We start from the raw sequence: 11,565 nt of genomic DNA, 5'->3' as shown, positions 1-11,565 counted from the left end.
TCTTCAGACGCGCGCCGCGTCGGCGCCGGCTTCGGCGGCCACTTCACGCACATTCAGGGCTTGCGGCGGCAGCGGGTCGTGCGGGCGCGTCTCCAGCCAGAAGCGATACATCAGGTTCTTCGCGGTATCGAGGCGGTACGTGCTCGTCGCACGCATGTCGGACAGCGGCTGGTAGTCGCGCTCGAGCGCCTGCATTGCGGCCTGCGCGGTGGCTTCGTGCCACAGCGCGCCGTCGAGCACGGCTTCGGTGTGCGCCGCGCGCTTCGGCGTCGCGGCCATCCCGCCGAACGCGATGCGCGGCTCGCGGATCGTGTCGCCGTCCGCGATGAACGCGAACGCCGCGCAGACAGCCGAGATGTCGGAGTCGAACCGCTTCGACAGCTTGTACGTGCGGAACTGCAGTTTCGCGCGCGCGCCGGTGCGGGTCGGCACCTTCACGCCGACGACGAATTCGTGCGGCGCCATGTCCTTCTGCTGGTAGCCCGTGTAGAGCGCCTCGAGCGGCAGCTCGCGCACCGTGTCGCCGCCGCGCAGCACGACGCGCGCGCCGAGCGCGATCAGGCCCGGCATCGTATCGCCGATCGGCGAGCCGTTCGCGACGTTGCCGCCGAGCGTGCCCGCGTTGCGGATCGGCAGCGATGCGAAGCGCTTCCACATCTCGGTCAGCTCCGGATACATGCCGGCCAGTGCCGCATACGCGTTCTCGACCGTCACGCCCGCGCCGATCTCGATCCAGTCGCCGCGCTCCGCGACGCGCTGCAGTTCGGCGATCTGGCCGACGTAGATCAGGTCGTCGAGCCGCCGCATCTGCTTCGTGACCCACAGGCCGATGTCGGTGCTGCCCGCGAGAATCCGCGCGTCGGGCCGTTCGACCTTCAGCGCGGCCAGCGCGTCGAGCGTGCGCGGCGCCGCGAAGCGCGCGCCGTCGATCGTCGCGTAGTCGAACGTGTCGTCGCGCCTGAGCGACGCGAGCGTGCGGGCGAGCGCGGCCGCGTCGACCGGTGCCGACGGCGCCGGCGCATCGAACATCTGCACGGCCGCATCGACGATCGGGCGATAACCGGTGCAGCGGCACAGGTTGCCCGTCAGCGCGTCGGCGATCTCGGTGCGCGTCGGCACGTCCTTCGCCTTCGCGCACGCGCTGCCGCAACCTTCGTGGCCGTGCTTCTCGTACAGCGCCCACATCGACATCACGAAGCCGGGCGTGCAGAACCCGCATTGCGAACCATGGCAGTCGACCATCGCCTGCTGCACCGGATGCAGCGCGCCGTCCGGCTGGCGCAGGTCCTCGACCGTCAGCAGCGCCTTGCCGTCGAGCGTCGGCAGGAACTGGATGCATGCGTTGACGGCCTTGAACTCGACCGCGCCGGCGTCGGTCAGCTCGCCGACGACGACCGTGCACGCGCCGCAGTCGCCTTCCGCGCAGCCTTCCTTGGTACCGGTGCAATGCGCGTCCTCGCGCAGGTACTGCAGCACGGTGCGGGTAACGTCCGCGCCGCTGACTTCGCGGATTGCGTGACGATGGTAGAAGCGGATCGGCTCACTCATGTCTCGATGGTTCTTCAATTGGGGGGCTAGGCGGCCTGCGCGAAGCGCTCGACCGACGTCTTTCTGACAGTTTGCACGCTATCACCATCAAATTTCGCAACCCATAGCCCATCACGCATGAGGCCCATATAACTGCCGCGATATGAGCGCCGGGGCCGCCCGGCGCCTTTTCCGCACTGCCTTCCCGGCGGCCGGCGCCGATCCGTGATACGCGAAAACGGGTCGCGATTAACTAAATGGTACCTGCGTGAAAACCGGTTCCATGGGAAAATCCCGATTCCCTTTTGTGCCGTCTTCCGTTTCGTCACGCTCCGTTTCGCTCATTCGTTCCGACCCCATGTCTACCGACTCCGCCACACCACCGCGCAGCGGGTTCGCGGTCACGCTGCAAATCGTGTCCGTCGTCTGCTTCACGTTCATCTGCTACCTGACCATCGGCCTGCCGCTCGCGGTGCTGCCGGGCTTCGTCCACGACGACCTCGGCTTTTCCGCGATCGTCGCGGGCGGCGCGATCAGCGTCCAGTATTTCGCGACGCTCGCGTCGCGGCCGCTCGCCGGGCGCTTCGCCGATACGCTCGGCCCGAAGCAGACGGTGCTGCGCGGGCTGGTCGGCTGCGGCGTGTCGGGTGTGCTGCTGCTCGTCGCGCTGCTGCTCGCGCACTGGCCGGTCGCGAGCCTCGTGCTGCTGGTCGCGAGCCGGCTCGTGCTCGGCGTCGGCGAGAGCCTGTGCGGCACCGGCGCGATCCTGTGGGGCATCGGGCGGGTCGGCGTCGCGCACAACGCGAAGGTGATCTCGTGGAACGGCATCGCGACCTACGGCGCGCTCGCGCTCGGCGCGCCGGTCGGCGTCGCGATCGCGCATACGCTGAATCCGGCGCTGATCGGCGTGATCGTGATCGCGCTCGCCGCGATCGGCTTCTACCTCGCGCGCCTGATCGATTCCGTGCCGCTCGTGCACGGCGAACGGATGTCGTATGCGAGCGTGTTCACGCGCGTGCTGCCGCACGGCCTCGGCCTCGCGCTCGGCTCGGCCGGCTTCGGCTCGATCGCGACTTTCGTCACGCTGTACTACGCGGCGCGCCACTGGCCGAACGCCGCGCTGTCGCTGACCGTGTTCGGCACGCTGTTCATCGGCGCGCGCCTGCTGTTCGCGAACACGATCAAGACCTACGGCGGCTTCCGCGTCGCGATCGTGTCGTTCGCGTTCGAATGCTCGGGCCTCGTGCTGCTGTGGCTCGCGCCGGTACCGCACGTCGCGCTCGTCGGCGCGGCGCTGACGGGCTTCGGCTTCGCGCTGATCTTCCCGGCGCTCGGCGTCGAGGCCGTCGCGCTCGTGCCGCCCGCGAGCCGCGGCGCGGCGCTGTCCGCGTACTCGGTGTTCCTCGACCTGTCGCTCGGCATCACGGGCCCGCTCGCCGGTTATGTCGCGGGTGCGTTCGGCTATCCGCAGGTGTTCCTGTTCGCGGCGGTGGCCGCCGCCGCGGGCGTCGCACTGTCGATGGTGCTGTACCAGCGGCAGGCGCGTGTTGCCGGGAGCGGCGCGGCCGCATGAACGGGCCGCGGGGAATCGCGCGCGCCGTCCCTTCTGACGGAATGCCGTCCGAAGCCGCCCGGCGGGCGGCCGGCGATACGCGGCTTAACGCGGCAATATGTTGAAGTCCCGCAGCACGCGGGCAGCCTCGGTGTGGTGCCGGAACGGAACGGCGCGCTCGAGCCTGAGTTTGGGTTCGGCACGATCGAAGAGCACAAGCGCTTCCGACGTGTTGAGATGACGTGACATATACAGAAAGCCGTCGACCCGACGACCATGCCCGTGTACGGCGAGCGACCATTGCTGCGGGATATCGTACGGTGCGACGGTCGACAGCGCCCCGTCGCCGCCGAGGTTTTTCAGCGGCAGGCCGTGCAGGACGGCCACCGTCAGCGGCGAGCCGGTGAACGAAAGCACGAAGCGCTCAAGCTCGGTCGTCACGAGCGGGAAGCCACCGACAGCGAGATCCGCGACTTCGTCGTGCAGCACCGTCTCGGCGAACGCGCAGTGCAGGTCGAAACCGAAATAGCTGGTGCCATACCGGCGCCGCTGGCGCGGGTCGTCGAAACGGTTGCCGCCCGACTTGCCGAAGTATGGCTCGCCTGTCTCGTATCGGGAGACGCGCACCAGCGCCGACGGCGCAATCTCCCGCGTAACCAGCGTCGCATTCGCGAAGTGTTCGCTCGGTGGCCTCAACGTCGACCGCACCCCCTAGCGCTCCGCGAACGCCGCCGCGGCACGCTCCACCTCTTCGCGCCTTCCTTGCGACAGCGCTTTCAGCGGCGTGACGTTGCCAAGGGACGCCTTGGGCGTCGTCAAGAATTGCCATTTGCTCCATCCCGGCAAACCACCCAGGCGTTGCGTCACCTTTCCCAGCGTCTTGCGATCGATATCGCCCGTCAGATAAAAGGCCGGGTAGTACTGCACCGCCCCCACGTCGACCGTGAAGATGCGCCCGGACACGACCGCCTTGCTGAGCGCCTGCCGCGTCATGCCGAGCCTTGCCCAGATCTCCGCGGCCGGCAGCAGCGCGCCCTGCGCGACGAGCGCCCGCCGTTCGGCCAGCGCGCGCCGCTCGAAATCAGCGGCCGCAGCATCCGCGCGTGCCGCCGGCTTCGCATGCTGCTTCGTGCGGCCGGAAGGTTGCCTGTCGCGGGTCGCAGCGGCAGCGATGCCGAACGTGATCGTGCCCGCCAGATCGATGACCTGGGCGATGCCGATCTTGAACAGGTGCCCGAGCTGTTCGTCCGACAGCTTGAGCAGCGCACGCGCCCGATCGGGACCGAGCATGGTCGCGGCACCAACGGCGCTGCGCAACGCCTCCTCGGTCTCGACATCGAGAATCGCAGCCGCGCTTTCAAGTGCATGAGCCTGCCTGACCATCTCCGCCTCCTTATCCAACCGGAGGTTCAAGCCTAGCCTCGAATCGAAACCAAGTCAACCAAGTCAACCTGACGCCTGGTCGCGCCATGCAGCGCGTCACCCGTCCGGCCGTCGTCACGCCGTCCGGAGAAACAGCCGGCGCGTCAGGTCGAACGCGACGAGATTGCCGGCCACCACGAGCAGCAGCCCGATCACCGCGAGCGGCGACCACTGGTAACCCTCGAATACCGTCGACACGGCCAGCGCGACGATCGGGAACAGCACCGTGCAGTACGCGGCGCGCTCCGGCCCGATCCGGCCGACGAGGGTCAGGTACGCGGTGAAGCCGATCACCGAGCCCGGCACGGCGAGGTAGACGAGCGCGCCGAGATAACGCGGGCTCATGTCGAGCGTGAACGACATCCCGGCCACCGCGCTGCCGACGGTCAGGATCGCCGCGCCGATCAGCATCGCCCAGCCATTGGTCGCGAGCGGGTGCAGCCCCATCGACTGCATCCGGCTCGACAGCAGGTTGCCGGCCGAGAAGCACATCGTGCCCGCGAACGCGATCGCGAGCCCGATCCAGGTTGCGTGATCGTCGAGATGGCCGGCCATCTGCTGCCAGAACAGGCACGCGATGCCGACCAGGCCGAGCAGCGCGCCGGCAATCGCCGACGGCCGCAGCGGGCGGCCCATGAACAGCCGGCCGTTGATCGAGTTCAGCAGCGGCGCGGTCGAGAAGATCACCGCGACGAGCCCGCTCGGCACGACCTGCTCCGCGTAGTAGAAGCACAGGAAATTCAGGCAGAACAGCGCGAAGCCCTGCGCGACGAGGTAGCGCCAGGCTTCGCGCGGCGGCCGGACCGGCCGGCGCATCACGCGCAGCAGCGCGAACAGCACGGCGGCCGCGAGCCAGAAGCGCCATGCGATCGACACGGGCGGCGGCACGGAGCCGAGCTGCCACTTGATCGCGATCCAGGTGGTGCCCCAGATCAGCACGGTGACGAAATAAAGCGACAGGTTCATGGCGGCGATGGTCCGGAAATCAGATGAAACGGGACTCCGACTATGCCGCCGCGCGGCGCGCGCCGATTGTCCGGAATTGCGGTCTTTTTCCGGCCGCCGCACCCGGTGCGGCGCGCCCGCTTATACTCGTCGCACCATGAGCTTCTCCCTCTCCGCCCCGCCCGTCGACCGCGCCGCCACCCTGGCCGGCGGCGATTTGCCGTTCGGCCTGCAGTCGGTCTGCCGCACGCTCGCCGACGCGAACGCGACGCTCGAGCGCTTCGCGTGGCTCGGCGACCATCTCGCGATCGCCGAATGGACGCGGATCACCGACGAAAGCGAGACGATCTACGAGCAGCCCGGCCACCACACGCTGTCGTGCTACCTCGACGGCGGCTACCGGACCGAGCGCGAACGCGTGCCGCGCTACGGCGCGCCGAGCCTGCTGTGCGCGCTGCCGGGCGACCACGAATCGCGCTGGTGGGTGCGCGGCGAGATGCACTTCATTCACCTGTACTTCCTGCCCGAGCACTTCACGCAGCGCGCGATCCGCGAACTCGACCGCGAGCCGCGCGAGCTGAAGCTCGCCGACCGCACCTATTTCGAGGATGCGCGCGTCGCCGCGCTGCTGCGCTCGCTCGCGCTGGACGGCTGGGACGATGCCGACGAGCGGCTGCGCGTGAACGAGACCGCGCACGAGGTGCTGAGCCTGCTGCTGCGCGGGCAGAGCACGACGCGCACCGACGCGTCGTTCCGCGGCGGGCTTGCGCCGGCCGTGCGCCGCCGCGTGCGCGACTACATCGACACGTACCTGACGCAGCCGCTGACGCTCGGCGAACTGGCCGACGTCGCCGCGCTGTCCGAATACCACTTCTCGCGGATGTTCCGGCTGTCGTTCGGCCGCGCGCCGCACGCGTGGGTCGCCGAGCAGCGGCTCGCGCGGGCGCGCGAACTGCTGCGCACGACGTCGCTGCCGCTCGCGCAGGTCGCGGCCGACTGCGGCTACGCGAACGCCGGCCACTTCAGCCATCGCTTTCGCGACGCGCACGGTACGACGCCGAATACGTACCGGCGCGCGATGCAGGGCCGCTGAGCGCGATCGCCCGATCGCGGCCCAGCCTGCCCCCGACGCCGGTCGGCCGCGTGCGGCGTTACGCGCCGCGTCGCGACAGTTCCTGTTCGAGCGCCGCGACGCCGGCCGGCAGGTCGACCGGCACCTTCAGGTCGACCATCGTGCGGCCGAACGCATGCAGCGTGCGGAACAGGTTATGTTCGCGGCACTGCTCGCCCATCTGCCCGATCCGCACGATCGGCAACCCGAACGAGCCCGAGATCTCGACCTGATACTGCTTCGAGATATGGCCGCAGACCATCCCGGGCGTGAGCCCTTCCGGCGTCTCGATCCCGACCACCGAATTGAGCCGGCAGTCCTTCGGCGCATAAAGCTTGAGCCCCATCGACTCGACACCCGCCTGCAGCGCGAGCGAGCAGCGCAGGTGGCGCGCGAAGCGGCTTTCCAGCGTCTCCGCGCAAACCAGCCGCAGCGCCTCGTGCAGCGCGAGCACGCCCGACACCGGCGCCGTGTAGTGATAGCCGGCGTTGTGCCAGAAGTTCTCCGCGAGCGCCATGTCGAGGCACCAGTGCGTATTCGGCTCCGGGCGATGCTTCATGCGCTCCCACGCGGCGTCGGAAAACGCGATCAGCGACACGCCCGGGATCGATGACAGCCCCTTCTGGCCGCCGGTGATCACCGCGTCGATGCCCCATGCGTCCATGTCGAGCGGCATCGTCGACAGCGTGCACACCGCGTCGACGACGACCAGCGCGCCGGCCGCCTTCGCGAGCGCAGCGATGTCGCGCAGGTCGCGGTTCCACACGGTGTTCGACGTCTCGCCCTGCACGATCGTGACGATCTCGGGCCGCTCGCGCGCGATCGCGTCCGCGATCTCGTCGAGGCTCGCGACCGCGCGGTCGGCCACTTCGAGCGTCGCGACGTCGGCGCCGACCCGCGTGGCCATCTCGGCCATCCGCGCGCTGAAGAAGCCGTTGCGGATCGACAGCACGCGTGTGCCGCGCCAGGCGAGGTTCGAGATCGCCATTTCCATCGCGGCCGAGCCGGGGCCCGCGACGCCGAGCACCCACTTCGTGCGGGTCTGGAACACGTAGCGCGCCATCTCCTTCACCTGCTCGATGATCTTCGCCATCGTCGCACCGAGGTGGTTGATCACGATCGTGTTCGCCTTCGCGACGGCGGCCGGGATCGGAACCGGGCCGGCCCCCATCATCAGCAGCGGTTCTTCGGGCAGGATCGCGTCGAGCGGCACGACGACGGGACAGGGGATCGGCGAGTAATCGATGGACATGGCTGGCAAAAGGTGAGGAAGGGAAATACACGGACGCCCGCCAAACCAACTGCATGGCGAACTGATCGATCATTCCGCGTTCCGCGGCCTCGCGCAAGAGGCACGCGCGGCCGGACAGCGCGACGGTGGCCCGGTCGCCGGACCGGGCCAGCCGGCCGCCCAGGCATCGCGCGCCGGCGTTCCGGATTGGAACGGCATTGCCGGCCGGTTGTGAAACGGTTCCATGCGCGCGATTTTCTCCGCCAATATCGCCGCGTTTCATCGATACCGACGGTTCAGCGCGACTTGCGTATCGAACGAAATAGACCGGATGTTCGATAAAAATCGCCGCACGGAATGCGATACGCAAAACCCGCGCACGGGTAAAAACATCCATTACTGCAGCATGTATTAGGGATCGACTCCCCAAATTACCTGAGCAAACCGGATCGAATCACGAACAACCAATTGATTAACATACGAATTATTCGCCACTACGATGCATATTCCAATACTCTGCCGCCTTTGAACGGCAGGCACGCGAGATAGCCCGACATTTAACCGGTACTCGCGATTTCGATTTTCCGCAACCCGCCCGTTTTCTCAGGTTGACGGATATCGCAACTGTATTTAACAATCGTCTGCGGAATCGAAAACCGATTTTTCGATACGAGGGAGAACTGGGTGCCGCGCGATGCGTTTTCGAGGTTGCGCGGCGAAAAATCACAACCATAATCAATCAACCGGGCCAGAAATACACAAGCCATGAACCAGATTCAGACCATGCGTGTATTCGTCTGCGTCGCCGAGCAGCAGAGCTTCCGGCGCGCAGCGCACCATCTCGGCGTGTCCAATGCGCTCGTCACGCGTTCGATCGCGATGCTCGAGGGTCACCTGAACACACGGCTGATCCACCGCACCACGCGCAACCTGTCGCTCACCGAGGCCGGCGTGCGCTACCTCGACGGTTGCCGCGCGCTGCTCGAGGAATTCGACCACCTCGAGTCGTCCGTCGCGCATGCCGTGCGCGAACCGGCCGGCACGCTGCGCGTCGTCGCGTCGGGCCTGCTGTCGCCGCTCGCGCTGACGCCGCTCGTCAGCAGCTTCCGGCACCGCTACCCCGAGCTGCGCGTGCAGCTGACCGTCGCCGACGGGCCGCTCGACGTGCTCGAATCGGGCTACGACGTCGGCATCGTCACGGGCAACCGGCTCGACGGCAACCCGACGCTGATCGGCCATGCGCTCGCGCCGAACCCGTTCGTCGCCTGCGCGGCGCCGGCCTATCTCGACCGGCGCGGCGAGCCGCGCGCGCCCGACGACCTGCCGGGCCACGACTGGGTCACGCTCGCGCCGCACCAGCATGCGCCCGCGTGGCAGCTGGTCGGCCACGACGGCGTCGCGCATTCGGTCACGGTGCGCCCGGCCTGCACGCTCAACCAGCTCGCACTCGTGCAGGCGGCCGCGATTGCCGGCGCCGGCATCGCGGTGCTGCCCGAGCCGTGCGTCGCCGACGCGCTCAACAGCGGCACGCTCGTGCGGCTGCTGCCCGGCTACCGGATCGACGACCCGGACGCACAACTATCGCTCGTCTATCCGAACCGCCAGTACGTGCCGGCTCGCACGCGCAGCTTCGTCGAGCACGCGCTCGACCACTTCAGCGCGCAGACGGCCCGCGAGCGGAAGGATTACGGCTTCCTGCGTCCGTCGCGCGGCCCCGACCGCTCCGACATCGTCACGGGCCTGCAGTAAACTGCGCGCGTCAGCCATCGGAGGTGCAGCGTGCGCGTGATCCTGTTCAGCAGCCGGCAGTACGACGACGATTCGTTTACCGCCGCCAACCGGCAGTTCGGCTATCGGCTGCACTTCCAGCCGTCGCACCTCGACGCGGAAACCGCGATCCTCGCGCACGGCTATGACGTCGTCTGCCCGTTCGTTAACGACACCGTCGACGTAGCCGTGCTCGAACGGCTGGCGGACGGCGGCACGCGCCTGATCGCGCTGCGCTCGGCGGGCTTCAACCACGTCGACCTGGCGGCCGCCGAGCGGCTCGGCATCGCGGTCGTGCGCGTGCCCGCGTATTCGCCGCACGCGGTCGCCGAGCACGCAGTCGCGCTGATCCTCGCGCTCAACCGCCGCCTGCCGCGCGCCGTCGCGCGCACCCGCGAAGGCGACTTCTCGCTGAACGGCCTGCTCGGCTTCGACCTGCACGGCAAGACCGTCGGCGTGATCGGCACCGGCATCATCGGCAGCGTGTTCGCGAAGATCATGATGGGCTTCGGGATGCATGTGCTCGCGCACTCGGTGCCGCCGTACAACGACGAGCTGATCGCGTTCGGTGCGCGCTATGTCGAGCTCGACGCGTTGCTGCACCAGGCCGACATCGTCAGCCTGCACTGTCCGCTGCTGCCGTCGACGCACCATCTGATCAATACGCAGACGCTCGCGCGGATGAAGCACGGCGCGATGCTGATCAACACCGGCCGCGGCGGCCTCGTCGATGCGCAGGCGCTGATCGACGCGCTCAAGAGCGGCCAGCTCGGCCATCTCGGGCTCGACGTGTACGAGGAGGAAAGCGGGCTCTTCTTCGAGGATCACTCCGACCTGCCGCTGCAGGACGACGTGCTCGCGCGCCTGCTGACGTTCCCGAACGTGATCGTCACGTCGCACCAGGCATTCTTCACGCGCGAGGCGTTGGCGGAGATCGCGCACACGACGCTGCTGAACATCGAGGCCTGGCATGCGGGCACGCCGCAGAACGTCGTGACGGCGATTCGCTGACAAATCGACGAAATTGGCTCATTTGACGGTTGCCGGCGCCACCGCAATCGTTTGCTTGCGCCCGCTGCTGCGCAGCCGGCCTTTTTCATGAACAATTTCTCGTTTTGTTGCGACTGATGTAACGATTCCCGCGCGCCGTCTGCTATCGTTGCGCCGACGTTACCCCGCCTCCTCCCGCTCATGCGTTTCGACGACTCCGACATCGCCGCCGTCTACCGCGCCATTTTCGAACGGCGCGACATGCGCCATTTCACGCCGGCGCCCGTCGATCCGGCCGTGCTCGCGCGCTTGCTGCGCGCGGCGCACCACGCGCCGAGCGTCGGCTTCATGCAGCCGTGGCGCTTCATCCGCATCACCGATCCCGCGCTGCGCACCGCGATCCACGCGCTGGTCGAGGCCGAGCGCCGCGCGACCGCCGACGCGCTCGGCGAGCGCCAGGACGAATTCATGCGGCTGAAGGTCGAAGGCGTGCGCGAATGCGGCGAGCTGCTGGTCGTCGCGCTCGCCGACGGCCGCGAGCGCCACGTGTTCGGCCGCCGCACGCTGCCGGAGATGGATCTCGCGTCCGCCGCGTGCGCGATCCAGAACATGTGGCTCGCGGCGCGCGCGGAAGGGCTCGGGATGGGCTGGGTGTCGCTGTTCGACGTCGATGCGTTGCGCACGCTGCTGCGGATGCCCGACGGCGCGAAGCCGATCGCCGTGCTGTGCGTCGGGCACGTCGACGCGTTCTATGCGAAGCCGATGCTCGAGCAGGAGCGCTGGGCCGCGCGGATGCCGATCGAAGCGTGCCTGTTCGAAAACGGCTGGGACGATCCGGCCGCGCTCGACGCCGCCGGATCGCCTTCGTCGCCTGCGGACACGAACGCGGAACCGGATGCAAACGCGCCACGCACATCGGACGCCAGCACCGAAGCGGCACGATCAGCCGCGCTCACCGACGGTCCACCCGAACAGCTGATATGACTCCCGCTGTCAATCGGGATCGGTTTTTGGGGTTTC

The 11,565-nt window shown here is 68.1% G+C and carries 10 protein-coding genes; 5 read left to right on the top strand and 5 right to left on the bottom strand.

Annotated features, from left to right (window positions below):
* Positions 1-3: 3 nt before the first annotated feature.
* A complete protein-coding gene (gene xdhA, locus MRS60_RS03840; protein WP_243565232.1) occupies positions 4-1,548 on the bottom strand; it encodes a xanthine dehydrogenase small subunit in 1,545 nt (514 codons plus the stop codon).
* A gap of 337 nt (positions 1,549-1,885) precedes the next feature.
* Here xdhA and MRS60_RS03835 point away from each other — a divergent pair, with 337 nt between their 5' ends.
* Complete coding sequence (locus tag MRS60_RS03835; protein ID WP_243565231.1) at positions 1,886-3,100, top strand: MFS transporter; 1,215 nt, start codon at positions 1,886-1,888, stop codon at positions 3,098-3,100.
* 84 nt (positions 3,101-3,184) lie between these two features.
* Here MRS60_RS03835 and MRS60_RS03830 read toward each other — a convergent pair whose 3' ends face one another.
* From MRS60_RS03830 to MRS60_RS03820, 3 genes are all read right to left on the bottom strand, one after another.
* Complete coding sequence (locus MRS60_RS03830) at positions 3,185-3,787, bottom strand: RES family NAD+ phosphorylase (protein WP_243565230.1); 603 nt, start codon at positions 3,785-3,787, stop codon at positions 3,185-3,187.
* 3 nt (positions 3,788-3,790) lie between these two features.
* Positions 3,791-4,462 (bottom strand): hypothetical protein, encoded by a 672-nt coding sequence (locus tag MRS60_RS03825; RefSeq protein ID WP_034183418.1) that lies wholly within the window; start codon positions 4,460-4,462, stop codon positions 3,791-3,793.
* A 114-nt stretch (positions 4,463-4,576) separates the two neighbouring features.
* Positions 4,577-5,467 (bottom strand): DMT family transporter, encoded by an 891-nt coding sequence (locus MRS60_RS03820; protein ID WP_131948319.1) that lies wholly within the window; start codon positions 5,465-5,467, stop codon positions 4,577-4,579.
* Between the two features lie 136 nt (positions 5,468-5,603).
* Here MRS60_RS03820 and MRS60_RS03815 point away from each other — a divergent pair, with 136 nt between their 5' ends.
* A complete protein-coding gene (locus MRS60_RS03815; protein ID WP_243565229.1) occupies positions 5,604-6,539 on the top strand; it encodes an AraC family transcriptional regulator in 936 nt (311 codons plus the stop codon).
* A gap of 58 nt (positions 6,540-6,597) precedes the next feature.
* On the opposite strand, the gene MRS60_RS03810 is transcribed toward MRS60_RS03815, so the two are convergent.
* On the bottom strand, positions 6,598-7,809 hold the full coding sequence (locus MRS60_RS03810) for a pyridoxal-phosphate-dependent aminotransferase family protein (RefSeq protein WP_034182848.1): 1,212 nt from the start codon (positions 7,807-7,809) through the stop codon (positions 6,598-6,600).
* Positions 7,810-8,553: 744 nt separating this feature from the next.
* Between MRS60_RS03810 and MRS60_RS03805 the strand changes: the two genes are divergently transcribed.
* From MRS60_RS03805 to bluB, 3 genes are all read left to right on the top strand, one after another.
* Entirely contained in the window at positions 8,554-9,537 is a 984-nt protein-coding gene (locus tag MRS60_RS03805) for a LysR family transcriptional regulator (RefSeq protein ID WP_034182847.1), read from the top strand.
* 30 nt (positions 9,538-9,567) lie between these two features.
* Positions 9,568-10,566 (top strand): 2-hydroxyacid dehydrogenase, encoded by a 999-nt coding sequence (locus MRS60_RS03800; RefSeq protein ID WP_243565228.1) that lies wholly within the window; start codon positions 9,568-9,570, stop codon positions 10,564-10,566.
* Between the two features lie 180 nt (positions 10,567-10,746).
* Positions 10,747-11,529, top strand: a complete 783-nt coding sequence (gene bluB, locus MRS60_RS03795; RefSeq protein ID WP_034182845.1) for a 5,6-dimethylbenzimidazole synthase — start codon at positions 10,747-10,749, stop codon at positions 11,527-11,529.
* The last annotated feature ends 36 nt before the right edge of the window (positions 11,530-11,565 follow it).

It is taken from the genome of Burkholderia pyrrocinia (genome assembly GCF_022809715.1).
Classification (GTDB): Bacteria; Pseudomonadota; Gammaproteobacteria; order Burkholderiales; family Burkholderiaceae; genus Burkholderia; species Burkholderia pyrrocinia_C.
Note: the sequence above shows the minus strand (reverse complement) of the source record. Positions and strands in the feature narration are given on the sequence as shown.